The sequence below is a fragment of the Mesorhizobium sp. LHD-90 genome, assembly GCF_030929505.1.
GTDB lineage: Bacteria > Pseudomonadota > Alphaproteobacteria > Rhizobiales > Rhizobiaceae > Kumtagia.
In genome coordinates this window covers 112414-138385 of sequence record NZ_JAVFVV010000007.1, presented here as the reverse complement: position 1 = coordinate 138385, position 25972 = coordinate 112414, and the positions used below count along the sequence as shown (strand labels likewise).

Below are 25972 nucleotides of genomic sequence, written 5' to 3'. Positions count from 1 at the left end.
CGTGCTGAGATACATCTTCTGGCGCATCGCCATCATGATCCCGACGATGCTGATCATTTCGGCGTTGATCTTCACCATCATCGAACTGCCGCCAGGCGACTATTTCGAGAGCTACGCCGCCGAGCTGCGGGCGCAGGGCGAAGGCGTCGACATGGACAAGCTGAACGCGCTGCGCGCCGAATACGGCTTCGACAAGCCGCCGATCATACGCTACTTCTACTGGGTCGGCGGCATGCTGACCGGCGACTTCGGCTATTCATTCGAATATGAGCTGCCGGTTTCCGACGTTGTCGGCGACCGGCTGTGGCTGACTGTGCTGGTGTCGTTCTGCACCATAATCTTCACCTGGCTTATCGCCTTCCCGATCGGCATGTACTCGGCCACCCACCAGTATAGCTGGGGCGACTACGGGCTGACCTTCCTCGGCCTGCTCGGCATCGCCATCCCCAACTTCATGCTGGCGCTGATCCTGATGTATTTCGCCAACATCTGGTTCGGGACGTCGATCGGCGGCTTGATGGACAAGCATTTTCTCAACGAGCCGATGAGTTGGGCGAAGGCCAGATCGATCCTCTCTCATCTGTGGATCCCGGTTATCATCGTCGGCACTGCGGGCACGGCCGGCATGATAAGGCGGCTGCGCGCCAACCTGCTCGACGAACTGCAGAAGCAATATGTGATGACGGCGCGGGCAAAGGGACTTCACCCCTTCAAGACGCTCATAAAGTATCCGCTGCGCATGTCGCTCAACTTCTTCATCTCCGACATCGGCTCCATCCTCCCGGCCATCATTTCGGGCGCCGAGATCACCGCGATCGTGCTGTCGCTGGAGACGACCGGCCCGATGCTGATCAAGGCCCTGCAAAGCCAGGACATGTATCTCGCAGGCTCCTTCCTCATGTTCCTCGCCTTCCTCACGGTGATCGGCGTGCTCATTTCCGATCTCGCGCTCGCGCTGCTCGACCCGCGTATCAGGCTGCAGGGCGGGAGCACGAAATGACGACATCGACCACTGTATCGACATCGCCATTGCCGGCGCCGGGCGCGCCGCTCGAACACTATGTCTCCGCCGCGCCCTTCGATCCGTTGTCCGTCGAGGCGATGACGGAGGAGCAGGCGAAGGTCTACCAGGCCTCCCAGCTCCGGCTGATGTGGTGGAAATTCAAGCGCCACCGGGTCGCCCTGTGGTCAGCGGTCTTCCTTGCCGCCCTCTATCTCATGATCCTGATCTGCGAATTCGTCGCGCCATACAATCTGCATACGCGCAACGTCGACTTCATCTACGCGCCGCCGCAGCGCGTGCATCTCTTCAACAATGGCGAGTTCGTCGGGCCGTTTGTCTACGGGCGCGACATGACGCTCAACATGGACACGCTGAGGCGCAACTACACGGACGACCTCACCGATGTGCAGCCGCTGCGCTTCTTCTGCTCGGGCGACCCGTACAAGTTCTGGGGCGTGATCCCCGGCAGCTTCCACTTCGTCTGCCCGGCCGAGGGCGGGCAGTTCTTCGCGCTCGGCACCGACCGGCTTGGCCGCGACGTGCTCTCGCGCATCATCTACGGCGCGCGCATCTCGCTCACCATCGGCCTGCTCGGCGTCGCCTTCTCCTTCATCCTCGGCATCGTCATCGGCGGGCTGGCCGGCTACAAGGGCGGCATCTTCGACCTGGTCGTGCAGCGCATCATCGAGGTGCTGCAATCGCTGCCGAGCATCCCGCTGTGGATGGCGCTGGCGGCGATCATGCCCGTGACCTGGAGCCCGATCATAATCTATTTCGGCATCACGCTGATCCTCGGCCTACTCGACTGGACCGGCTTGGCGCGCGCCGTGCGCTCAAAACTGCTGGCGCTCCGCGAGGAGGACTACGTGCTGGCGGCGCAACTGATGGGCGCGAAGACAAGCCGCATCATCGGCCGGCACCTCATCCCCGGCTTCATGTCGCACCTGATCGCCTCGGCGACCATCGCCATCCCCGGCATGATCCTGGGCGAGACGGCGCTGTCGTTCCTGGGGCTCGGCCTCAGGCCGCCGATTACCAGTTGGGGCATCCTGCTGACGGAAGCGCGCAGCGTCAGCGTGATCGCCTTCTACCCATGGCTGCTGTTCCCGATGATCCCGGTGATCCTGGTCATCCTCGCCTTCAACTTCATGGGCGACGGCCTGCGAGACGCGGCGGACCCGTACCGGTAAGGTTGAAACAGGGCGGGCGCCTGCCAGCGCGCGCCCTCACCCCTTCTTGCTCGCCTCGTCATAGGCCTCGGCGAAATAGGCGAGGAAGACGTCGAGCATACCGTTCTCGTGGGCCGCGGACTTCTGTTCCCAGCGCTCCTCGAACAGGTCCCAGGAGCGGCTCTTCTTCGACGAAAAGGCCGACGACCCGACCTTGGCCGAGATCGCTTCCGGCGAAATGTCGTCGAGCAGCCGCGACAGCGCCTTCTGCATGGCCGCATAGGTGGCGAGTTCGTGCCGCTTCAGGTCGGCGAAGCCGGCATCGAGGCTGCCTTTTGCGCCGAGGAAACCCGGGCGGCGGCGGGTGAACATCACGTCGATGATCTCAGGCGTGCCGGGGATGAATTTCAGCGGATTGTTGTCGGTCGCGCCGATCATGGTGCGGCTGGCGCTCTTGGTCATGGCCTTGGCGGCGGCGCGGGCGCGCAGGAGCTGCGCCAGATGTTCGACCGTCGTCTTCAGAAACTCGCCGATCTCATTGCCCACCTCGCCAGGGTCGCGGGCCGCAAAAGTCTCCGGCGGAACGCCCGCGCCAGCCGCCAGACCCTGCAGGAACCGCGCCGCGGCGTCCTGCACGCCGGCCTGAACGGGAGCAACCGGCGGAAAAGGCTGGGCGGCGAAAGGAGCCGGAGCCGCCGGAGCGGCGGCAACCGGCGCGGGACCGGAAGAGAAGGATTCATTGGCCGCATGGGCCGGGCGTGGTCGCGGCGCCGGCGGTTCGGCAGGCTGGAAAGCAGGCGGACGAGCCTCGAAGCCGGGCGCCGCAGGCGCCTGCGGCTGGCCGAAGGGCGATTCCGGATAGGCCGGCGCCGGGCGGGCCGGCGGCGGCGGCGATCGATCTGCATCGCGTGACGCCGGCTCCGCGCCGGCGGAAGGCAGCACGTCCGGGAATTCGAGGAACTGATTGGAAAAGTCCGCCGCGCGCCTGCGGTTGGCGGGCTCCGGCGCCAGCTCGCGCCGGTCGATGGGCGGCGGAGCCGGTTCGCCCGTGCCCCAGATATCGTCCGACGGCGTCGAGAACGACCGGGCGGGCGGCTCCTGTTCGGTGCCTTCGGGCTGATAGGAGGCCGCGCCGCCAGGGCCGTCGACCTCGACACTGACGATGTAGTGGCCGATGGCCAGGCGGTCGCCGGTCGTCAGCCGGTGCGGGCTCTTCATCCGCGCCGTCGAACCGTTCAAGAACGTGCCGTTGCGCGACACGTCATAGAGCCAGTAGCCGCCCTTCTCGAAGCGCACGTCGCAATGCAGGCCGGAAATGTACCGGCTCGGGTCCGGCAGGGTCCAGTCCAGATGCTGCTGGCGGCCGATCTCGAAGCCGCGATTGCGCGCCTGGAAGGTGATAGGGCCGCCGTCCGGAAGGGAATCGACACTGTCGATCGTAAGCTTGATCGTCATCAGGCCGCTGCAAATGCCTCAGTTTCGCGCCATGCGCAACGGCGCGGACTCTAACGAGCATAGTGGAGGCAACGCAATAAATAGGTTGCGCGGCGCGGCCGAATATCGCGCGGGCTCTTCCGCGCTCAACTTTCCGTCATCTGGATACCCATTGAGACGCAGGCCTCCAGCACGATCGCGCGCTGCTTCAGCGGCACGCGGGCAACCGCGCTCAGCACCGCGGCGTTGACCGCGCGCGCCGTCAGGAAGGGCGGCGGCACCACCGGCGCCATGCCGGGCGGGGCCATCGAGCCGCCGCTCCAGCCGGCGGCCAGCGCAATCCAGGCGCCCGGCGTCTTGACCGGAGCAGCCATGCCGGCATCCAGCGCCGCGTAGCGGCGGTCTTCCTCGGGTTCGCGCACCCAGTCCTCGGCGGCGGCGAGCAGGCCCTGGTCCTGGCTGGTCAGCCCTTCGGGAAGATTGATGAGGCACTGGTGGCCCCACCAGACCGCGACACGCCGCGGCAGCAGATAGGAACAGAAGGTGACGGCGTCCTCGGGCGTCGGGCCGATCACCAGGTCGCGCAGATAGTCGATGGATGGACGTTCGGCCGGCACTGCGGCCATGTCCTCGGCGGCGGTCGGAAACGTCTCGAAGAGTTCCCGGGCGGTCTGGAAGCGGAGGCGGCTGGTCATTGTCGCGACCTCCCGCTCAGTTGATCTTCACGAGGGTGCCGTTGATGATCATCATGGCCGTCGCCTCGTGCTGCGACAGGAGCTTCGAGTTGGTCTTGAACTGCAGGCTGGTGTTGATCTCGACGTTCGGCGACTCGATCTTGATCGACATCGGGTCCATGGTGATCACGCTCTTGCCGCAGGTGATCGTGATCTTGGTGCGCGCCGTGATGCTGATCTCGTTCTTCACGTCGAGCGTTTCGTTGTTGTTGACCGTCGTCTCGCGATCATTCTTGATCAGCCGCTTCTCGTCGTTCTCGATGGTCGAATCGAGATCTTTCTGCCCGTGGAAGCGGACGAGTTCCGAGCCTTTCGTGTCGTCCATGACGAATTCGTTGTAGCCACCCCCTCCCGTGGTCGAGTTGCTTTTCCAACCGGAGATGTTCTTCTTTCCGGGCAGGTCGAAGGGCGGCATGTTGTCGGCGTTGTAGACGCTGCCGACGACGATCGGCTGGTCCGGATCGCCTTCGAGGAACTCGACCAGCACCTCGTGCCCCACCCGCGGCGTGAACACCGCGCCGAAATTCTGGCCGGCGAAGACCTGGGCGACGCGCACGCGGCGCGACTTGTCGGCTTTGCGGTCCCAGTGGAAGCGCAGGAGGATGCGGCCGTATTCGTCGCAGTCGATCTCGCCGTCGCCGACCACCTTCGCCGTCTGCGGCCCGCGGATGAACGGTTTTTGCGTGACGGCCGGCGGCGCGAAAGGTTTGTCCGAACGCATCAGCTCGTAGGAGCCAAGATAGCCCTGCGCGCTGCCGGTGCCCGACCGGTAGCTCTCGCCCTCGAAGTTGTGGGTGGCGTCGAGCACCAGATACTGCTCGTTCTGATCGCCCGCCGGGTGGTCGACGAGGTTGACCAGCGCGCCGGGATAGAGGCTCGGGCAATCGCCCTCGGCATGGAAATGGCTGTCCTCGGCGCGGCTGCGGTCGAGCTGCACCTGCGCGTAGTCGTTGCCGTCCGACTGCTCCACATAGCGGCCGGGATAGACGTAGCTCTCCAGCTTGCCGTTCTCGTATTTGGCGTCGCCGGTCTTCTCGGCCTTCATGTTCGCCGAGGGTTTCTTGAAATCGTAGTCGTTGAGCGCGACCTTGCCGGTCGTGAACTTCCGCTCGGGGCGCCACACCGATAGATGCTCGACATTGCCGCGGTGCTGGGCGTCGATGGAGATGAAGGGGCGCGAGGCGCGAGGCACGGGAAGATAGGACGAGGCGCTGTCGCCCAGGATCAGCTTGTGGGCGCCGTCGGAATGCCGGAAATGATAGCTGATGCCCTCCTCCTCCATCAGCCGGCAGACGAAATCCATGTCGCTCTCGCGGTACTGCGCGCAATATTCGCGCTTTGCGTAGCCGCGCGACAGCGAGGGCTGGAAATCGGCGAGGCCGCCATGCTCGCCGAACACTTTCTCGATGATCTGCGGGGCGGTCATCTCGTGGAAGATCAGCGAGTTGACGCGCTTGGAAAGCACCCACAGCCAGGGGCGAAGGATTAGCTCGTAGATGTTTCCCTCGACGCGTGTTTCCGTCCAGCGCGTCTCCGCCAGGATGCCGTCGAAGACCCGCTTGTCGCCGTCGGCCGTATTCAGGGTTAGGGTGCAGTGCTTGCCGATGGCGTCGTCGAAGCCGAGGATGTTCTTCTCGCTGTTGACGGCGACGATCTTGTATTCGAACAGCCGGCTGAGACCCTCGCTGCCTTCGAAGGAAATGAGCGCAAGCCGATCCGCGCCGAGCGGTGTATCGAGCCTGCCGACCCTTTGGTCCTGCGTGTAGGGACTGGCCATATCCGCGAAATCTCCCTGAAGCCGAGGCTCCGGTCTCCCGGCGCCCTTCCCCGACGGCCGGCCGCCGAGGGTACGCGCAGCATCCACGATAGAGTGGCTTCTTTTCCAGCCTGTGTCTCACGATCGGCGATTCGTATCCAAACCGGCTTTCGGCAAAGGCTTGCGACTGTTCAAGAATCAGCCAAGAAAGCGATACTTCGCAGACAGCGACGCCAAGCTACGATTTGAGTTTCGTTGACACAATCCAGTCTGGCTCCTATCATTTTATTATCACCAGACATCACTCATGTTGTCGCTGGAAGGGTCAAGGTGCTATGCGCAAGGCAATTTTTGCATCGGTCCTCGCGGTCGCAAGTTTCTCCTGGATAGGCCTCGCCGCCGCCGGACCACAACTGACGTCGGACCAGATCGTCAAGTATTTCGCCGATACAGCCGATCTCGGCGCCAAACGCGGTATCTGCATCGGCACGGCCGAGGAATGCAACAAGGACACCCCGGCGCCGACCGGGCTGGACATGCTGATCAACTTCGACCTGGATTCGGCGGAGCTGACCGAGCAGGCGCGGCAGAACCTCAACGAGTTCGCCAAGGCGCTTAAGGACGACCGGCTGCGCGCCGCGACCTTCGTTGTCGAGGGCTACACCGATGCGTCCGGCGAGGAGCAGTACAACGACCGTCTCTCCGAGCGCCGCGCCCAGTCGGTGACGTCGTTCCTGCTCGCCAACGGCATCACCCGCGACAAGGTCGAGGCGATGGGGCTCGGCGAGAAGAACCCGCGCGTGACCGATCCCTACGACCCGGTAAACCGCCGCGTCGAGATGCGGATAAAGATTCAGTAACGGCCGTTTTGAGGCCGCGACACGAAGCGGAAACGCAAAGCGCGGTATGTTCCAGACAGGCGCTCCGATCGGCGGGGCGCCCGTAGCGAGATCAGAAACCGCCATGCGTTTCGAAAGTCTTCTCAACCCCGTATCGGAGACCGAGCCTTGTGGCCCGGATCTGGATGAGGTTGGCGACGACCAGTATCTCAACTACATGCTCGGCGCCGACAATCGGATGCCCACCCGGTATCTGGATGCGGAGACCGGAGCGCCGGTGGATTGCACCGGCATCGACCTCAAGGCCGAAAGCAAATCCATCGGCGAGTTCCTCCGGCAGTCCCGCGACCTCAGGCTGCTGACGCTGGAAGCCCGACTCCAGGTGCTCAGCGGGCAATTGATCGGGTTCTCCGAATGCCTGCAGGCAATCGCCGTGCTCCTGGAAAAGTACTGGGAGGACGTCCATCCGCGCGGCTACGAAGGCGATTTCACGCTGCGGCAGAACACCATCGGCGTGCTGGAGGACCGCACCACCGTCATCCTGCCGCTGCAATACGCGCCGATCGTTCGCGACCAGCGCGCCGGCCCGATCAGCCTGCGCAACCAGGCGGTCGCTCTGGGCTCGGCGGCGGCGCGCGAGGACGAGCGCAGCCTCGACATCAACCAGATCATCGAGACGCTGCGCAGCGAAGGCCATCGCGCGGAAATCGACTCGGCCCACGCCGCGGCAACAGCGGCCAAGGCAGCGCTGGCCTCGATCCAGTCGTCCTTCGACCAGGCCACCAACTACGAATACTCGCCGAATTTCGAACTGCTGAGCGGCGTGCTCGACCAGTTGCTGAAGTTCATTTACAGCGCGCGTCCCGATCTGGCCGGAGCCGAGCCGGAGGCCGTGGAGGATGAACAGCCGGCGGACGCCGGTGAGGAGTCCAGCCCGCTCAACGGCGCGGCGTCGCTGGCGTCCAAAGCAGCGGGGCGCGCCGAGGCCGTCGCCGTCGCGGACCATGCATCGGCCGCAGCAGCGCTGCTTGCCGCCGAACAGTATTTCGGTCGCTCGGAACCTTCCTCGCCCGCGTTGATCCTGGTCCATCAGGCCAGGCTGCTGGTCGGCAAGCCGCTGGTGGCCGCGCTCGAGGCGCTGCTGCCCGACCATGCCGAATACGCCTCGATCGTGGTCGATTCCTCGGTCGGATTCGAATTCAACATGACCAAGATGCGGGCCATCACCGAGGACTATGCGTCCATGGCTGAGGAAACGCCCGCGGAAACGGACGCGATGCCGGAATTCAAGGCCGAGAACCGCCAGCAGGCGGTGGCCCTGTTGACCGGCGTCGCAGCATTTTTTCGCAGCGTCGAACCGTCCAGTCCCATCCCGATGGTGCTCGGCCGGGCGGAGCGGTTCACCAGCCAGAGTTTCCAGTCGATCATCGCCGATCTCATGCCCCGGAAGGCGTCGGAGTGACCATGGAATCGGCTGGGAATCAGTTTGACAAGCCGCGCCAAGTTCGTGTTCCATGCGGCAAAAAGGGGAAATGAACTATGTCGGACAGCGGTCAGAAGTTCATCAAACGCAATCGTCCTCCTCGTGTTCAAATCTCGTATGAGGACCCCTACAACGCCGAAAAGCAGGTCGAACTGCCTTTCGTCATGGGTATACTTTCCGATCTTTCGGGAAATGCCTCGAAAGTCACGAAAGCGCCGATGGCGGAACGCAAATTCTCGAATGTCGACATGGACAATTTCGAGGATTACATGACGAGTGTCGAACCTGCCGTAACCTTCCGGACGCCCAACAGGCTCAGCGGCGACGGCAAGGAGCAGCTCGGCGTCAGCCTGACCTTCAAGCGCATGGAAGACTTCACGCCCGGCGCGATCGCCAGGCAGGTGCCGGCGCTCAGGGCGCTTCTGGAAGCGCGCGAGCAATTGGCCAATCTGCAGCGCTACATGGACGGCAAGGTCGCCGCCGAGGACCAGTTGAAGAAGCTGCTCGCCGACCCGGAAATGATGAAGGCGCTCAAGGAGCGGCGCGATGCCGCCGTTGCGGCCAATCCGCCTGCCGACAGCGAAGACAACGCATAAGTCTCTTCCCGTCAGGCAGCGAAACATAGCGGAGGCATAGACGTGGCGACCGAACCTACCCTCGAAAAAGCCCCAGGCGGCGCACCCGCGGTCCAGGAGGCCGACGACTTTTCCGCCCTTCTGAAACAGAGCTTCAAGCCGCGCAGCGAACGCGCAGCGACGGAAGTCGAGAACGCCGTCAACACGCTGGTCCAGCAGGCGCTCGCCGACACGACCCTGATCAAGGACGACGTGCTCGACACGATCGACGAGATGATCGCCCGGCTCGACGAAAAGCTGTCCGAGCAGGTCAACGAGATCCTGCACAACGACACTTTCCAGCAGATCGAGAGCGCCTGGCGCGGGCTGCACTACATCGTCTACAATTCGGAGACCGACGCCAGCCTGAAGCTGCGCGTGCTCAACGTCTCCAAGCAGGAACTCTACCGCGACCTGCGGCTCTATCCGGACGCGAAGTGGGACCAAAGCCCGCTGTTCAAGGCGGTCTACGAGCAGGAATTCGGCCAGCTCGGCGGACACCCCTACGGCGCCCTGGTCGGCGACTATCATTTCGACCATTCGGCGGTCGACATCCGCCTGCTGCGCGACCTCGGCAAGATCGCCGCCGCGGCCCATGCGCCGATGATCTCGGGCGCAGCTCCCGGCCTGATGGGCATGGATTCCTGGACCGAGCTCACAAATCCGCGCGACCTCAGCAAGATCTTCGACACGCCGGACTATGCGGCCTGGAAGTCGCTGCGCGATTCCGAGAACTCGCGTTACGTCGGCCTGTGCATGCCGCGCGTGCTTGCCCGCCAGCCCTATGGCGCCAAGTCGCTGCCGGTCGAGGAGTTCAATTTCGAGGAACAGACGGACGGCCATAGCGGCCAGAAGTACTCCTGGATGAACGCCGCCTATGCGATGGCGGCCAACATCAACCGGGCCTACAAGGAATATGGCTGGACGGTGCGCATCCGCGGCGTGCAGTCGGGCGGCGAGGTCATCAACCTGCCGACCCACACGTTCCCGACCGATGACGGCGGCGTCGACCTGAAATGTCCGACCGAGATCGCCATCAGCGACCGGCGCGAGAACGAACTCTCGAAGTCGGGCCTGCTGCCGCTGATCCACCGCAAGAACACCGACAAGGCGGCCTTCATCGGCGCGCAGTCGCTGTACCGCCCGAAGAAATACGACAAGGAAGAAGCGACGGCCGCCGACAATCTCTCGGCCCGCATTCCTTACATGTTCGCGATTTCGCGCTTCAGCCACTACCTCAAGTGCATGGTGCGCGATCAGATCGGCGAGACCAAGGAGCGTCTGGAACTGGAGCGCTGGCTGCAAAGCTGGATCAACCAGTATGTCGACGCCGACCCTGCAAACTCGTCGAACATAACGAAAGCGCGCAAGCCGCTCGCGGCCGCCCGCGTGGACGTTTTCGAAGATGCGGAGAACCCCGGTTTCTACGGGGCACGTTTCTTTCTACGCCCGCATTTCCAACTGGAAGGCATGGATATCGGTATGAGTCTTGTCTCGAGACTACCGGCAAAGGCCGAATAAGGTCGGACCGGCCCGGTATTCAAGGCATTCGCAACAACGAACAGCAGCCAATGCGCTGTTTTAACTGTCAGGAGGACTGCTATGGCGCAAGACATGTTTATCAAGATCGGCACGCTCAAGGGCGAGGGCCAGGACAAGGAATTCCCTGCCTGGATCGACGTCCTCGCATGGTCCCTCGGCGGAGCCCAGAGCGGCACCGCCAGCCAGGGCGGCGGCATGGGCGGCGGCAAGGTGAGCTTGCAGGATTTTTCCTTCACCAAGTACACCGACATCGTTTCCCCGAAACTGTGGGGCAAGATGTGCACCGGCGAACACTACGACGTCGTCGAGTTCAAGGCCCGCAAGGCCGGCGGCAAGCCGTTCATCTATCTTGAGATCAAGATGGAAGACGTGATCGTCACCAGCGTTTCGACCGGCGGCAGCGGCGGCGAAGACCGCACCACCGAGAACGTCACGCTGAACTTCAAGAAGTTCAAGCAGAAGTACAACCAGCAGTCGAAGACCGGCGGCCTCGAAGCGAGCGACGAGTTCGTCTTCGATATCGCCCAGAACGCGCCGGCGTAAGGTTCAACCTGCCTGACCCTAACGCGTGCGAGTATCCTTCTCTCCCTCGGGAGAGCTGAGCTGCCGGCCCGCAAGCGCCGGCAGTTCTCGCTTTGACGGCGATGCCGGCGACCCAACGGATCGATGGGGATGCGAAAAGCCAGGAATGACGCCCACTACCAGGCGCCGCTGATGTCGGCCTTCCGGGAGGCCTTCGAAGCGCGCGACGCCAAGGCCAGCGCGGTGCGCATCGTCGACGGCGAGCGGGTGATCGAAGGCCGCAATTCGCGGCAGCGCCGTAGCGACGAGCCGGCGCTGAAGCGCGACCTGTCCATCGATCTCGTCGCCCTGCTCAACACCATCAACCTGGCCTCGACGGTGTCGCTCGACGGCATGGACTATGTCCGCGACTCGGTCCTCAATTACGGCCTGCCCGACATCACCCACCTGACCAGCGAGGAGGTCGGCGTCGACGGCATCCGCGCCCAGCTCATGCATGTGCTGACCACCTTCGAGCCGCGGCTCATTCCGGAGACCGTCGTGGTCGACAAGGAGATCCGCGCCAACGAGGTCGACCAGCGGGTGCAGTTCACCGTCTCCGGCGAAATGGTCTGTACGCCCGTCGACGTGGCGGTGAATTTCGTGGCGGAGCTGGAGATCAGCTCCGGCAAGGTCAACCTGACCCGGCTGCCGGTGTAGAACAGCATGAACCGCGACTTCCTCGACCTCTACCAGCTCGAGCTCAAGCAGCTCTACGAGAAGTCGAGGCAGTTCGCGGAAGAATATCCCGGCGTGGCGCGCCGGCTCGGCGGGCTGATCGAGGACAAGATGGACCCCGGCATCGCCGGCCTGCTGGAGGGCGCGGCCTTCATGGCGGCGCGAGTCCAGCTCAAGCTCAGGAGCGAATTCCCCGAATTCACCGCGGCGCTGCTCGACCAGGTGATGCCGGACTATCTTGCACCGATCCCGTCCGCCGCGCTGGTCGAGGTGCAGCCGTCCTTCGACGACGGGAACCTGAAGAAGGGCATCCGCTTTCCCGCCGGCGCGCTTGTCGATGCCGTCTATGTCGAGCAGCACAAACGCATCTCCTGCCGCTTCCGCCTCTGCAACGCACTGACCATCTGGCCACTGCACCTTGAGACGGCGCACTATTTCGCCGCCCCGGCTCCCTTGCAGGCGCTGGGCCTGGAAATCCTCCCCGGCGTGGCGGCCGGGCTGCGCCTCGGCTTCCGCAACCGCACCTCGAAACTCTCCACCGACAAGGAAGGCGTGACGCCGCCCGGCGCGCCCGCGAGCGAATTGCCGATCGACACGCTGCCGGTTCATCTGGTCGGCACCGAGGTCGACGCCGTCTCGCTCTACGAACAGATCTTCGCCAACTGCCGGCGCGTCACGCTGCGCTATCTCGACGAATTCGGCGACCCGAAATTCGTGCCCCTGCCCGCCGACGCCATCCGCCAGGTCGGCTTCGACGAAGGCGACACGCTGTTCAGCCAGCACGGCAGGGTGTTTCGCGGCTTTTCGTTGCTGCGCGATTTCTTCGCCTTCCCGCAGAAATTTCTCGGCTTCCGGCTGGAAGGCCTGCGCCGCGCGCTCGCCCAGGTCAAGGCGCCCGCCTTCGACCTGCTGTTCGAGTTCGACGCGTCGATCCCGCGGCTGGCCTCGGTGGTCAAGCCGCGCAGCTTCTCGCTCTACACCGGAGCGATCGCCAATCTGTTCGAGATGCAATGCAGCCGCGTGCCGATCCGCCGCAACGAATCCGAGCATCATGTGGTCGCCGACCGCAGCCGCTGGATGGACTACGAGATCTACAGCGTGATCGACGTCTTCGCCCATTACAGCGGCAGCAGCGACAAGGTGCGCACGTTTCCGCTCTACAGCCTGCCGACGGACAATACGCCGCTCAACGAGGCGCTGTTCTACACGACCCGCCGCCTGCCGCGCCGGGAGACCGTGCAGGAGCAGCGCATCGGCGCGCGGGCCAGCTATGTGGGTTCCGAAGTGTTCCTGTCGCTGCGGGAGCCGGACGGCCTCGACGAGAAGGACCGGGTGCGCGAACTCAGCGTGCGGGCGCTGGTGTCGAACCGGCACCTCACCGAGCAATTGCCGGTGGGCGAGGCGGGCACGGATTTCCACCTCGCCGACGATACCTCGCTGCCGCTGCGCTGCCTGGCCGGGCCGACCGCGCCGCGCGAATCCGTGCTGGCCATGGAACGGCGCCAGCGCACCGGCGTGCCGCCCGGCGCCATCGCCTGGAAATTGGTCAACCTGCTGTCGCTCAACCATCTGGGCCTGACCGACCGCGGCCCGCAGGACCGCGCCGGCGGCTTGCGCGAGTTGCTCGGCCTGTTCGCTGATCTCTCCGACGTTGTGATGGAGCGGCGCATCCGCGGCGTGCTCGGCGTGTCGAGCCGACCGATCACAAGGCGACTGAGGCAAGCGAACGGCTTCAACGCGGCGCGCGGCGTCGAAATCACGGTCAAGTTCGACGAACGCGCCTTCGAGGGCAACGGCATCATGCTGCTCGGCGCCGTGCTCGACCGCTTCTTCGCCGAATACACGTCGATCAACAGCTTCACCGAGACGGTGATCGAATCCGTGCAGCGTGGCATCATAAAGCGCTGGCCGCCGCGCGCCGGCAATGGCGAGCCGCTATGAGCTATCGCGACGGCCTGCGCGCCGATCCCTACGGCTTCGATTTCTTCCAGACCATGCGGGAATTCGAACGCTCTAGTCCTGCCAAGCCGAGGATCGGCGAAAACGGCGTGCTCGCCGAGGAGATCGTCAGCCTCGGACAGGATCCGTTCCTGGAATTTCCGGCATCCAACCTCAGCGGCTACGAGGACGTGCCGAACGGCGCGCCGAAGGTCAGGACCCGCTTCCTCGGCTATTTCGGCCCGCAGGGCGCGCTGCCGCTGAGCACGACCGTGGAGGCCCATCACTGGTCGTCCCAGCGCGACCAGTCCTATGTGCATTTCACCGACATCATCTCCAACCGCTTCCTGCAACTGTTCTTCCGGGTCTGGGCCAATGCCCGCCCCATCGCCCAGGCGGACCGCCCGGCCGACGACCGCTTCATCCGCTATGCCGGATCGCTGACCGGCGTCGGCACCGACGCCTATCTCGACCGCGACAGCGTCGCCGACATCGCCAAGGTCTCCTTCGCCGGGCTTACCGGCTCGCGCATCAAGAGCGCGGTGCGGCTGCGGCAACTGGTCGAGAGCATTCTGCAGGTGAAGGCGGAGATCGAAGAGCGGGTCGGGAGCTGGCTGGTGTTCGAAGCCTCCGACCAGATGGCTCTGGGTTCGCGCCATTCCGGTCTCGGCGTCGACGCAGCGCTCGGCGTGCGCGCCTATTCGATCAACGACAAGATCCGCATCCGCATCACCGCCACCAGCCTCGAACAATACAAGCGCCTGCTGCCGGCAGGCGAACTGTCGGAGATCCTCACCGACCTCGTCTTCTATTATCTCGGCCACCGCTTCGAATTCGACGTCGAACTCGGCCTCGATGCACGGCTGGCGACGCCGGTCCGGCTCGGCGTTTCCGGCGAGCTCGGCTGGACGTCCTGGATGACGCCGAAGCAGCCGAAGGACGGCGAGACGATCGTCCTGCGCGACGCGCGTTTCGATCCGATGGAACGGCGGCGCGAAATGGCCGGGAAAAAGCCGAAGCCGGCGGCGCGGACAAGCACGGGAGCACGCAGATGAGCGACATCAGCCTCGAAACGGTCACCGGAAAGCTCAACCGCGTCGGCTACGACGCTTTCATGCAGGCGCTGCGCCAGGCGAAGAATGCCGGCAACCGCAATCTCGAACTGGCGCACTGGCTGCATCACATCCTCGCCAACGAGCGATCCGACATTTCGCTCACCGTCGATCATTTCAAGCTCGACAAGGCGAAGCTGTTGAAGGACATCGCCTCCACCATCGACGGTTTCCGCAAGCAGGAAACCGAGATGCCAGGCATCTCGACGCAGATCACCGACATCCTCGACCGCGGCTGGTACTACGCCACGCTGTTCTTCGGCGAGACGCAGATCCGCACCGGCCATCTCCTGGTCGGCGCGCTCAAATCGCGCGAGCTGCGCCGCGCCCTGCAGCAATTGTCACCGCAACTTAGCCAGCTCAACGACGACATCATCGCCGCCGAATCGCGAAAAATCTGGGGGCAGTCGGACGAGGACAATTTGCGGCCGATGGACGGTTCAGGCCTCACCGCGCGGCCGGCCGGCGCTCCGGCGGGCGACACGGCCGCTTCGCGCGGCACTACGGCGCTCGACCGTTTTTCGGTCGACATGACCGCGGCAGCGGCCGCCGGCAAGATGGATCCGGTGGTCGGGCGCGACGACGAGATCCGACAGATCATCGACGTGCTGATGCGGCGTCGGCAGAACAACCCGATCCTCACCGGCGAGGCCGGCGTCGGCAAGACCGCCGCCGTCGAGGGTTTTGCCCAGCGGCTGGCCGACGGCGACGTGCCGCCGCAGTTGAAGGGCGTGCGGCTCTGCGCGCTCGACATCGGCCTGATGCAGGCCGGCGCCTCGATGAAGGGCGAGTTCGAGCAGCGGCTGCGCTCCGTTATCGACGAGGTGCAGGCCTCGCCGACGCCGATCATCCTGTTCATCGACGAGGCGCATACCCTCATCGGCGCCGGCGGTGCGCAAGGCACCGGCGATGCGGCCAATCTCTTGAAGCCGGCGCTGGCACGCGGCACGCTGCGCACCATCGGCGCCACGACCTGGGCCGAATACCGGCAATATTTCGAGAAGGACCCGGCGCTGACCCGGCGTTTCCAGCCGGTCAATGTCGACGAGCCTGCGATCGAGAAATGCGTCACCATGCTGCGCGGCATTTTGGAGCCTATGGAAAAGCACCACGGCGTGCGCATCTCCGACGAGGCGGTGGTTGCCGCCGTGTCGCTGTCGGCGCGCTACATCCCGGCCCGCCAGCTTCCCGACAAGGCGGTCAGCCTGCTCGACACGGCCTGCGCGCGCGTCGCCATCAGCCAGTCGACGACGCCCGCGGCGATCTCCGACCTGAAGGCGGCGATCGAGGCAAAACGCCGGGCGCTCGCCGCGCAGGAGCGCGAGAGCGAACTCGGCCGCGACGACGCCGAAAAGGTCGAGGAACTAAAGGCCGAGATCAAGGAGACCGAGGAGAAGCTGGCGGCGCTGGAAACCGATTTCGCGCGCGAGAGGGCGATCGTCGACGAGATCATGGCACTGCGGAAGGCCATGGCAGCCCCACTTACCCCGGAAGGCGCCGAAGCGGCGCCGGCGATTTCGGCGAACGACAATGCCGAAACCGGGCCGGCCGCGGCTCAATCCGACGGAACGGACGCCGGCGACGGAGCTCCGGCGCCCACCGATCCCAAGGCCGCGCTCGGCGGAAAACTCTCGCAACTGGACGACATCCACCCGGACAGCCGCATGATCTATGCCCATGTCGACGAGCAGGCGGTCGCATCCGTGGTCTCCGACTGGACCGGCATCCCGGTCGGCCGCATGGTCAAGGACGAGGTGCAGACCATCCTGCAGTTGGCCGAGATCATGGGCCGGCGCGTGGTCGGCCAGTCGCACGGACTGTCGATGATCGCCAAGCGCATCGAGACCAACCGCGCGAAACTCGACAATCCCAACAAGCCGATCGGCGTGTTCATGCTGTGCGGCCCTTCCGGCGTCGGCAAGACCGAGACGGCGCTGGCGCTCGCGGAGTCGCTCTACGGCGGCGAGCAGAACATGATCACCATCAACATGAGCGAATTCCAGGAGGCGCACACCGTCTCGGCACTCAAGGGCGCGCCTCCCGGCTATGTCGGTTATGGCGAGGGCGGCCGCCTCACTGAGGCGGTGCGGCGAAAACCCTACAGCGTGGTGCTGCTCGACGAGGTCGAGAAGGCCCATCCCGACGTGCACGAACTGTTCTTCCAGGTGTTCGACAAGGGCCAGATGGAGGACGGCACTGGCCGGCGCATCGACTTCAAGAATACGCTGATCATCCTCACCTCCAACGTCGGGACCGAGGTGATCATGCAGATGGCTGAGGAAGGAAAGACCCGCCCGGACCCGGAAACGCTGAACCAGGCGCTGCGCCCGTCACTGCTGCAGGTATTCCCGCCGGCCCTGCTCGGCCGCCTTGTTACAATCCCGTATTTTCCGTTGTCCGGGGAGATGCTGGGCGGCATCGTTCGGTTACAACTGGACCGGATAAAAAGACGGATCGCAGAAAACCACGATGCAGAGTTCAACTATTCGGACGCCGTGGTGGAACACATCGTATCGCAATGCAGGGACCCGGATTCGGGTGGACGCATGATCGATAACATCATCACCAATACGCTTCTGCCCGAACTCTCCCGGCATTTCCTCAACCGCGCGATGGAAAAGCTGGAGATTTCGCGCGCCGCCGTCGACGTCAAGGACGGAGCCTTCGCCTACGAAGTCGGGTAAGGCCAGGCTGGAGCGCCAAGCTCCCAGAAGAACCAGTCAAGGAAGGACGCGACCCTGGATCGCGTGAAACTGCCGAGGCGCACCTTGGCAGACGGGAAAAGTGCGTTCCAGCGGACAGGTGGTTCCGCCCGGCGGAACGTCAGCCTCTGCAACAGGTGCCTTGATCGTCTGAAGACCACGAGCGAGGACAGCGATGGGACACGTCGTAAAGGAACTGGACTGGTGTACGATCGACATCGACACCACCAACGGGTTCGTCTTTTTCCAGGAGCGATGGAAATACGAATGGCTGCTGACAGGCGCCCTGTCTGCTTGGACATATGCCGAGAAGAAGAAGTTTCACGACAGCGCCGATCGCGCCATATGGTCGGCTTGGAGTTTCAAGGCGAAGCTGTCGGTTTCCGGAACATCCGCCTTTGCGCGCCGTTTCATCGGCAAGGGCATCCCGATCAATCTCGACGTTCGCTGGGTGCTGAAAGACCAACATTGGGACGTCAAGGTCTACAAGGTTGCCAAGGGCACCTATCGAACCAGCAACGTCAATTGGGAAGACAGGATCATCGAGTTCGACACGAACGATTTCGACGTGAAGAACTTTGAAAATGGTGATGATCCGGATACGAAACAGATCGCCGTCGCGCATGAATTCGGGCACGCGGTCGGCAACAGCAAGCATGTCAGCCCAAATCGCGGCGATGAATACAAGCCCGGCCATGTCAATGTTCACGACCATGCGAGCATCATGAACCACGGCAACCAGCTCCGGTCGCGCCATTTCCAGACGATCATCGAGCAGATGGACACGATGATCCCGGACACGACCTTCGCGATCAAGTCGCTTCAATGACCATGCAAGCGTTTCGCCCCATCACGGCCGGCTGGAGCATGTCGCGCGCGATCGCAGCCGGCCTGGCTCTGCTGGTACCATCCAGCAGCCCCGACCTCGCCTCGGCCGGCGCGCCATCGGGCACATTTGTGGAGATTGCCATGACTTCCGAACGCCAGACCTACGACGCCGTCATCGCTGCAAATGGCAAGCCGGCGAAGGAAACGACCTTCCGCATCGGCGAGATCGACAGCGAATTCCGCGTCGAGCTCTACAATTTTTATCCGAACGACGAGGGCAGGAACTCCGACGTTGAGATCCGGGAAGCGACCTGGCCGCGCGGCGACAAAAATCTGACGATCTGGTTCCACAAGGTCGAAGGACAATGGGTCAAGCTTCATGCCATGACCTGGGACAAGGATGCGGAATTCTGATCGTCCGCGCGGTCGCGCCGGTGGCCCGGCGCCTCCGAAACGCGTGAGGCTCGCACATTCAAAATGGGCCGCGCGCCCAATCCGACACGGCCGAAAACATCGTGAATCGGCTCGAGAAAGCGGTCCAAATGAAGCCCGTCACGCGATTTGCGCGTTACGAACTTCGTAACCCCATGAAATCGCTCAATCTTCCGGACTTCACGCAGGTCCGAAGAAACAGTCGCGAGAACCGCCGGTCACGTCTGGTCCTGAGTCGCGATCGCGGCCAAAAGTGCTGTAATTGCAGTCTTGTAGGCAACGAATTCCGGCGAGGATTTCGCGATGTTCCTGGTCTCCACGACCGGCGCCGCCGGCGCCGGCGCACCGCGGCCGCGCATCTTGGCTTCGGCCCAGGCTTTGATGTAGCTCACGTCCCTGCCGGTCAGGAACGGGTTGGCCGATATCACCGACTGGCCGAGCACCACGACCAGTTGCTCGCCGTCGGCGGAAGAAAGCACCGTGCTGGCGCCCTCCATGCCGAGGAAATGGCAGAGATACAGCCGCCCGGCGGTGATCTCGTGCCCCCTGGCGCGCAGATAAGCCTCGCCCTCCTGCGCCAGCCTGCGCACCATCTCGCGCGAAATGGTCGGGTCGAAACGCAGCGCCAGCACGTCCGCCCGCGACAAAGATCGAGCCAAATCAGGACGATAGGTGTTGATCATCCTGATCCAGGTGCTTTCGATGAACTGGCCGAGGCCGGTCGCCGTCGACAGCGGATTTTTTGCCGTGGCGCTGCCGCCGCTCTCGACCCGGATGATGCGGTCGACCAAGAGTTCCACCGCCGCGTCGCCGGTGCCCGCAGCCACCGCGATCGCCGGTGTTTCCAACGGGTTGATCGCCTCGGCCCCGGCATAGAGCTCGAAATGCAGATGCGGACCGGTGGAAAGGCCGGTGGTGCCGACATAACCGACGACGTCGCCGGCCTTGACCGCCATGCCGGCCGAAAGGTTGGCCGCGAACCGCGACAGGTGGGCGTAGCGCGTCTCGCGGCCGCCCGAATGGATGACGCGCACCACGTTGCCGTAACCCTCGCCATCGCCGAAATAGGCGATGGTGCCGTCGAAGGCAGCGAATACCGGCGTTCCGACGGGCGCGGCCCAGTCGACGCCCTTGTGCACGCGCACCGTGCCGAGAATCGGATGTTTTCGCGGCCCGAAGGTCGACGTCATCACGCCGTTGACCGGCGTCACCATGCCGTTGGTCACCGTCAGCGAATAGACCTGGTCCTCCTCGGTGACGCAGGCGAAATCGTCCGATCCCGACGGCCGGAAAACGAAACATTCGATGTTCTTCTGGTCGCCGTGTACCGCCGCGTAGAGCACGCGTCCGGACGAGCCCTCGGCGGCGCGGCCATTCGCCGAGTAGACCAACACGAGCCGGTCGCCCTGCGTGGCGAAAGCGTTCAAGTCCTGGCCGCGCGACAGGAACATGATCGCCTCGCCGATCACGCTGGTCGGCACGCTGTTGCGAACTGCGGTCGAATAGATTGCGTCGAGCAGCCGGTACTGCCGCTGCGGTCCGGTCTGCTCCTCGGCGCCGGAATAGTGCAGCAGATCCTCGCGCACCCAGGGATCGGTGCCGGCGACGAATTTTCCGTCATCGGCGCGCGCCAGCGTGCCTATGTACTGGGCGTCGGCGTAGACCGACACCTGCACCAGCGACGGGCCGGGCTGCTTGCCGCCGGTCATCAGTCCGCGCATGGCCACCACATAGCCGGCGTCCAGTTGGTCCTTGCCGAACAAGGTTTTCATCGCCTCGCCGGCCGCCTTGGCGTCGCCAGCGGAAAAGCGGTGTTCGAGCACAAGGCTGTCCAGCGTACGCGCGCCCAGCACCTTGTCGACGAAATCCTCTGTGGCGGCGGCGCGCTGGCTCTCCGGCGTCACCGTCGCCACCATCGTGTTGTTCTCGATACGGTTCCTCCTGAAAGCCGGCAGATCTTCCTCGCCATCGCTGATGGTCTCACCCCAACCGGCGGCAGGATCGGAAAAGGCGGCCTCGTCCATCGGCGTCTCAGGACCCGAACTGGCCGGTGGGGCGGCACCGGACGGTTCGGGCAAAACGCCGTCCTGCGGCGACGGCTCCTCCACCACAGGCGAGGCCGGCGCATGAACGGTGCGCTGCGCCTGGAAAAACGCAAAATCCTCCGGGCTCGAAGGGATGGTCGTCATAAGACTCTCGCTGGTCGACAGCATGACGTCCGACAAAACCTCGATCCTCTCCGGGATACCCGGCTCGACCAGATCGGCGGGTTTCGGAACCTCGCGCACGCGACGCGCCTGCGAAGAATCGCTGCCAATGCTGATGGTCATCGGATCGCCGGCAAGATCGACCACCGCCGGGATGAAGACCGGAACATCGGCATCGGTCTCGCCGGTGTCGACCTCGACGAGATCGTTGTCCAGGCCCTCGATGGTCCACTTGTCGGCCGTCAGCCAGATGCCGACGCCGACCGCGCAGGCAATGAGAACACCCGCCGCTCCCGCCAGCCGGAACAAACGCATGCTGTGCCGCCGCTTCGCCGCGGCCAGCTTCTTCTCGCGAAAGCTGGTATCGATATTATGCATGGCCCCCCGACCAGCATTCGAGCGGTTTGCTCATTGCAACCCGCCCGTGCCGAGGAAAAGCGTCCAGCGCTCGGTCTTCTGCGTATCGACCTCGAAGAACGGCGCCGCCTTGTGGCCGCGCACCCAACAATCCTTGTCGCCGCGGATGACGAAGCGGCGCGTGCCGACGCACATGGAGGTCGAGCCGTTGAGCAGCGGCTGGCCGAACACATCGGTGGCGTAGACGTAGACGTAGCGATTGACCAGCTCGTCGCGGATGACGTTGACGCACTGGTTGGCGCCGACCGTCCACCACCCTTCCGTCTGCCAGAAGGCGTCGGCGGCCTCGCGCACTTCCTGCCCGACGGCGAGGTTCACCACGTCGAGCGTCTGGTTGCAGACGGTGAACTCGGCGCGCGCGCGATCCGTCATGAAAAGGCTGAGCAAGGCGGCAAGGAACAGCCCTGCCAGCCGGTTCGCCTTCAAGACATAGGCCCGTTCCACTTGCAGCCTCGCAGCAACGTCTTGCAAATCCTACAAGCCGGCGCAGCGATATCCAATCGGTCGGACTTTTTTTTGACACGGACCCCCGTCTACATTTCCGCAGTCAGGGGCATGCGCTCGCGGGCGGCGGCCATGACCATATCGTGACGGGCTTGGCGGCGGGCCCATGCTGGACTAATTCCGGCTACCGCGCAATTCTGTAGTCGGCCTGGAACCAAGGGGGTGATCGAGCATGGCAGGAACGAAATCAATGGCATGGAGGCCGGCTGCACGCGGAGTAGCGCTGGCAGCGGCGGTAGGCCTGTCGGCGACGGGCGGCTGGGCGCAGGAGCCGTCGATCGCGATCGAACTCAATGACGCCTCCAATGTCGAAAATGCCTGCCGGCTGGTCTTCGTCGCCGTCAACAAGAGCGGCGTGCTGCTCGACAAGACGTCCTATGACGTCGTTACCTTCGACACGGGCGGCAAGGTCGGCAAGTCGCTCACCTTCCAGTTCGGCCGTTTGCCGGTCGGCAAGACCAAGGTGGTGCAATTCGATCTGCCGGGCCAGGCCTGCGAGACGATCTCGCGTCTGCTGGTCAACGATGTCTCCGAATGTTCGGTCGAGGGAAAGCGGTCGGAAATCTGCATCGACAAGCTGACCACCGCGACACGCACCAAGATCGAGTTCGGCCTGTGAAAAGAACGCCGTCCGAGGCGCCTGCGGGGCGGACCGCATGATCAAGCTGCTGACCGAACAACTGGCGTCGTCCGGCGGCCCGGTACTGATCGCGTTGCTGGCGATTTCGATCGCTTCCGGCGCCATCGCCATCTTCAAGGCGCTACAGTTCGTGCGCATGGGCGTCGGCCGCACCGCCCGCGTCGAAGACGCAATGGCGCGCTGGGCGCGCGGCGAATTCGACGAGGCGGTGCGCCGTGCGCGCGCCGACCGCTCGCCGGCTTCTGCCGCGGTAGCCGGCGCGATGGTGTCGCTGCTCAACTATCCGGCCGACCGCGACAGGGCACGCGAGGTCGCAGCCCACATCGCGCTTGGCCAGCTCAACACCATGTCGAGGAATTTGCGCTTCCTCGAAACGGTGGCACAGGCCGCGCCCATGCTGGGGCTGCTCGGCACGGTGATCGGCATGATCTCGGCCTTCGGCGAACTCTCGGCGAAAGGCGGGGCAATCGATCCCTCCTCGCTGGCCGGCGGCATCTGGGTGGCGCTGATCACCACGGCGGCCGGCCTGTCGGTGGCGATCCCGGTCTATTTTCTTTCCATGTGGTTCGAGGCGCGCGTCGACCATGAGCGCGCCTACATGGAGGCTGCGATCGCCAAGACGCTGTTCAGCATCGCCCCGATCGAGCCGACCGAGGTAGAGCCCGCCGCCCCGCTGTCCTACGGCCTGCCGCGCGCAACGGTCCCGGCCTCTCTGGGAGGATAGGCATGAACGACCGGTCGCACGTCATCCTTCCGGCGCCCGTCCGGCGGCGGCGACCGTCCTTCGTGCTGACGTCGCTCATCGACGTCATCTTCCTGCTCGTCATCTTCTTCATGGTGTCCTCGCAGATCGTTCCCTATTCGCTGCTGCCGCTCGGGCCGCTGGCGGCCGACAGCGGCGCACCCGCGCCGGCTCCGGGCAACGCCGACGCGCCGCCGATTGCCGTCCGCATCCTGTCGGGCAGCATCACCATCGGTGGCCGCAAGGTGCCCGTCGTGGACGCGGAGACGGCCTTCCGCGACCTCAAGCAGCGCGGCGTCACCTCGCTGCTGCTGACGCCCAGCGCGGTGGCAACCGTGCAGGATGTCGTCACAGTGCTGGAAGCGAGCAAGGCGGCGGAGATGGGCAGCGTCACCGTGCTCGGCAGGCGGGAGCCATGAAGATCATCCCGGAACCCCTCCAGCGGCGACGGCACGACTTCACGCTGACGATGATCAACATCGTCTTCCTGCTGCTGCTGTTTTTCCTTACCACCGGCAGCCTCACCAACCGCGAGGAAGCCGACGCGACGGTTCCGCTGACACGGAACCTGCCGCTGGAGCGGCTGCCACGCCCGCTGGTGTTGCTGGAGGCGGACGGGTCGCTGTTCCTGGACGGGCTGGCGATCCAGAGCGACGAACTTGTCGGCGCGGCGCGCGCCGCGATCGAGGCGACAGGCCGCGCCGACGCGCCGCTCAACCTTTTGGCGCAACGCGACATGGCGGCCGCGCCGTTCCTCAACGTCGCGGAAACGCTGCGGGCGGCCGGGTTCAGCCTGCAGATCGTGACGCTGCGCGAACCGACAGGCAGCGGGGCGACCACGCCATGACCGCGCGCTCGGCGGCCGGCCTCTGGACCATCGCCGTCGCCGGCTCGGTCGGCCTGCACGCCGCGATCGGCATGGTTCTCTACGCCATGCCGATGCCCGAACGGAAAGAGCCGGCCCGCACCGAGATCGACATCGCCACGCTGGCGGCGGCAAGCGCGACACGGCTCGCCGTCCCTGAAGCCGCGCCGGCGACCAGGACCGAGCAAGCCGCCATCCTCGTCCCACGCTCGGGCGCCGCCATCGGCGCGGCCGAGGCCCCGGTTCGGGCCGAACCGGTCCGCGCCGCACCCGACGAAGCCCGGCCGGTACAGGAGACCGCAAGCGCCGAGCCTGTCGCCAGAAACGAGACCGCGCTTCAGGCACGCGAAGAGACCGCTCCGGCAAATTCGCCGGAGACGGCGACGGAAGCTGTCCCGACCCGGCGGGAAACCGTTCCGGTTCCGACGCGTTCGGAAGCCGTTCCGGTTCCGGCGCTTTCGGAGGCCGTCCCGGTTGAGACGGCAGCAAAGCCGCCTCCAATCGAAGGCGTGATCAAATCGGAGCAGGCAGCGGACACGCGGGCCGCGTCCGCGCCGCTCCAGCCGGCTCAGGTCGCAGCCATTGCTCCGCCCGAGACACCCCCGGCACGAGCCGCGACCACGGTTCCAGCATCTGCAGAGGCCATTGCCGACAGTGCGGCCACCGCGCCGCAGGCCGCCACAACCGTCGATGCGATCGGCGAAACCGTGGCTTCGCTTGAGCCGGCGACGCCGTCCATCGCGGTGGGCGGCGGCACGACGGCGATCGCGCCTGCGCGGCCAAGCTTGTCGCCGGTCGCAGCCAGCAAGCCCCCCGCCGCGAGCGCTCCCGCCGGCGTCGCCAGCGGACCGGCCGTCAGCGCGATAGAGCCCGCTGTTGCCGCCCGACCGAGCGCAGCACAGGTCGGCGCCAGGCAATCCTCGGCGCCAGCGGCGAGAGCGCCGGCCGTCGTCATCCCCTCCGGCAGGTCGACCGGCGCGCCCGTCACGGCGGCCAGCCCGGTCCGGCCTGCCGAAAGCGCTCCGCCCGTTGCATCGAGGGTCGGAGCCGGCTCGCCCGCAGCCGCTTCGCCCGCGTCCCAGGCGACCGTCGTGGCGATGGTGCCTCGTCCGGACGTGCTCGCGGACGGCGATGAAGGCGCGACTTCCGGGACGCTGCGCATCGCCGAGTTCCTGACGACCCGCCGCGACGACGATTGCATGCTGGCGCTACCCACCAGCATCACGCCCATGCAGGCCGCGATCCAGGCTTTCGCGGCCGCACCCGAGACCGTCGACCAGCTCGGCGCCGAGTATGAGAGGCTGTCCGGCCTGAAGCTCGAGGCCGACACGCAGGCCGTGTCCAGGCACCAGTGCGGCGCACTCGCCTTCGCCAGGAGCCTTGCGCAGTACCCCAACTTTCCGCTCAAGCTGACACTCGCCGAGCAGGTCATCGACAGCGGAAGCGAGCTTTCGGGCGCGATCTCCGGGCTGCGCAAGGACACGCTCTACCTGATGGTCGTCGACGACGAAGGCAAGGCCGAGCTGATAACCTCCTATTCCGACCAGCGCGCGCCGCTGGTGACGTTCAGCACGCCGATGACGCTGACGGCTGGGCCGGTGTCATCGGTGCAACTGCTGATCGCCATCGCCTCGGACGGTCCGCTGCGCACGGTACCACAAAAGCCCGGCCTCCCGGCAGAAGAGTATTTCTCGCGGCTGGCGACGGAAATCATCGCCGGCAACCGCTCGATCGCCTACGGCATCACCTCGTTCGTCGTGCGATAATTCAGT

The 25972-nt window shown here is 64.8% G+C and carries 23 protein-coding genes; 18 read left to right on the top strand and 5 right to left on the bottom strand.

All coding sequences use genetic code 11. The annotated features are described in order from the left end of the window. The first annotated feature begins 1 nt into the window (after nt 1). Together RB623_RS11770 and RB623_RS11765 are read left to right on the top strand one after the other, a co-directional pair. Complete coding sequence (locus RB623_RS11770) at nt 2-1000, top strand: ABC transporter permease (protein ID WP_308057003.1); 999 nt, start codon at nt 2-4, stop codon at nt 998-1000. After that, nucleotides 997-2193 (top strand): ABC transporter permease, encoded by a 1197-nt coding sequence (locus RB623_RS11765; RefSeq protein ID WP_308057002.1) that lies wholly within the window; start codon nt 997-999, stop codon nt 2191-2193. Before RB623_RS11770 ends, RB623_RS11765 begins: the two co-directional genes overlap by 4 nt. Nucleotides 2194-2229: 36 nt before the next feature. Here RB623_RS11765 and tagH read toward each other — a convergent pair whose 3' ends face one another. The 3 genes from tagH to RB623_RS11750 all read right to left on the bottom strand — a co-directional run bounded on the left by tagH (nt 2230) and on the right by RB623_RS11750 (nt 6117). After that, nucleotides 2230-3627: a type VI secretion system-associated FHA domain protein TagH gene (gene tagH / locus RB623_RS11760; protein ID WP_308057001.1), complete on the bottom strand. Its 1398-nt coding sequence runs from the start codon at nt 3625-3627 to the stop codon at nt 2230-2232. Nucleotides 3628-3752: 125 nt separating this feature from the next. After that, entirely contained in the window at nt 3753-4301 is a 549-nt protein-coding gene (locus tag RB623_RS11755; RefSeq protein ID WP_308057000.1) for a hypothetical protein, read from the bottom strand. 16 nt (nt 4302-4317) lie between these two features. Beyond that, complete coding sequence (locus tag RB623_RS11750; RefSeq protein ID WP_308056999.1) at nt 4318-6117, bottom strand: type VI secretion system tip protein TssI/VgrG; 1800 nt, start codon at nt 6115-6117, stop codon at nt 4318-4320. 314 nt (nt 6118-6431) lie between these two features. On the opposite strand from RB623_RS11750, the gene RB623_RS11745 reads away from it, so the two are divergent. The 11 genes from RB623_RS11745 (at nt 6432) to RB623_RS11695 (ending at nt 18807) form a co-directional block, all read left to right on the top strand. Then, nucleotides 6432-6956, top strand: a complete 525-nt coding sequence (locus RB623_RS11745; RefSeq protein WP_308056998.1) for an OmpA family protein — start codon at nt 6432-6434, stop codon at nt 6954-6956. A 103-nt stretch (nt 6957-7059) separates the two neighbouring features. Then, on the top strand, nt 7060-8397 hold the full coding sequence (locus RB623_RS11740) for a type VI secretion system ImpA family N-terminal domain-containing protein (protein ID WP_308056997.1): 1338 nt from the start codon (nt 7060-7062) through the stop codon (nt 8395-8397). Nucleotides 8398-8474: 77 nt separating this feature from the next. After that, complete coding sequence (gene tssB / locus RB623_RS11735; RefSeq protein ID WP_308056996.1) at nt 8475-9014, top strand: type VI secretion system contractile sheath small subunit; 540 nt, start codon at nt 8475-8477, stop codon at nt 9012-9014. Nucleotides 9015-9056: 42 nt separating this feature from the next. Next, the gene (gene tssC, locus RB623_RS11730) at nt 9057-10553 is read left to right on the top strand and encodes a type VI secretion system contractile sheath large subunit (RefSeq protein WP_308056995.1); all 1497 of its coding nucleotides are present in this window, start codon (nt 9057-9059) and stop codon (nt 10551-10553) included. A gap of 81 nt (nt 10554-10634) precedes the next feature. Further along, entirely contained in the window at nt 10635-11117 is a 483-nt protein-coding gene (locus RB623_RS11725) for a type VI secretion system tube protein Hcp (RefSeq protein ID WP_308056994.1), read from the top strand. A gap of 129 nt (nt 11118-11246) precedes the next feature. Beyond that, entirely contained in the window at nt 11247-11795 is a 549-nt protein-coding gene (gene tssE / locus RB623_RS11720; RefSeq protein WP_308056993.1) for a type VI secretion system baseplate subunit TssE, read from the top strand. 6 nt (nt 11796-11801) lie between these two features. Next, nucleotides 11802-13754, top strand: coding sequence for a type VI secretion system baseplate subunit TssF (tssF, locus tag RB623_RS11715; protein WP_308056992.1), 1953 nt, complete (start codon nt 11802-11804; stop codon nt 13752-13754). Next, on the top strand, nt 13751-14806 hold the full coding sequence (tssG, locus tag RB623_RS11710) for a type VI secretion system baseplate subunit TssG (RefSeq protein ID WP_308056991.1): 1056 nt from the start codon (nt 13751-13753) through the stop codon (nt 14804-14806). The genes tssF and tssG overlap by 4 nt, the downstream gene beginning before the upstream one ends. Continuing rightward, a complete protein-coding gene (gene tssH / locus RB623_RS11705) occupies nt 14803-17547 on the top strand; it encodes a type VI secretion system ATPase TssH (RefSeq protein WP_308056990.1) in 2745 nt (914 codons plus the stop codon). Before tssG ends, tssH begins: the two co-directional genes overlap by 4 nt. 193 nt (nt 17548-17740) lie before the next feature. Further along, entirely contained in the window at nt 17741-18394 is a 654-nt protein-coding gene (locus tag RB623_RS11700) for a hypothetical protein (RefSeq protein ID WP_308056989.1), read from the top strand. Nucleotides 18395-18534: 140 nt separating this feature from the next. Beyond that, nucleotides 18535-18807 (top strand): hypothetical protein, encoded by a 273-nt coding sequence (locus RB623_RS11695; protein WP_308056988.1) that lies wholly within the window; start codon nt 18535-18537, stop codon nt 18805-18807. A 236-nt stretch (nt 18808-19043) separates the two neighbouring features. Here the strand turns inward: RB623_RS11695 and RB623_RS11690 are convergent, their stop codons facing one another. Continuing rightward, nucleotides 19044-21410: a peptidoglycan DD-metalloendopeptidase family protein gene (locus tag RB623_RS11690; protein WP_308056987.1), complete on the bottom strand. Its 2367-nt coding sequence runs from the start codon at nt 21408-21410 to the stop codon at nt 19044-19046. 30 nt (nt 21411-21440) lie between these two features. Next, nucleotides 21441-21821 (bottom strand): DUF1036 domain-containing protein, encoded by a 381-nt coding sequence (locus tag RB623_RS11685; RefSeq protein WP_374121668.1) that lies wholly within the window; start codon nt 21819-21821, stop codon nt 21441-21443. Nucleotides 21822-22143: 322 nt separating this feature from the next. Here RB623_RS11685 and RB623_RS11680 point away from each other — a divergent pair, with 322 nt between their 5' ends. From RB623_RS11680 to RB623_RS11660, 5 genes are read left to right on the top strand one after another with little or no spacing between them, the layout of a single operon-like run. After that, a complete protein-coding gene (locus tag RB623_RS11680; RefSeq protein WP_308056985.1) occupies nt 22144-22572 on the top strand; it encodes a hypothetical protein in 429 nt (142 codons plus the stop codon). Nucleotides 22573-22609: 37 nt separating this feature from the next. Next, entirely contained in the window at nt 22610-23317 is a 708-nt protein-coding gene (locus RB623_RS11675) for a MotA/TolQ/ExbB proton channel family protein (protein WP_308056984.1), read from the top strand. A gap of 2 nt (nt 23318-23319) precedes the next feature. Next, nucleotides 23320-23754, top strand: a complete 435-nt coding sequence (locus RB623_RS11670; protein WP_308056983.1) for a biopolymer transporter ExbD — start codon at nt 23320-23322, stop codon at nt 23752-23754. After that, nucleotides 23751-24182, top strand: a complete 432-nt coding sequence (locus RB623_RS11665) for a biopolymer transporter ExbD (RefSeq protein ID WP_308056981.1) — start codon at nt 23751-23753, stop codon at nt 24180-24182. Before RB623_RS11670 ends, RB623_RS11665 begins: the two co-directional genes overlap by 4 nt. Then, entirely contained in the window at nt 24179-25966 is a 1788-nt protein-coding gene (locus RB623_RS11660) for a hypothetical protein (RefSeq protein WP_308056980.1), read from the top strand. Before RB623_RS11665 ends, RB623_RS11660 begins: the two co-directional genes overlap by 4 nt. Nucleotides 25967-25972: the final 6 nt, after the last annotated feature.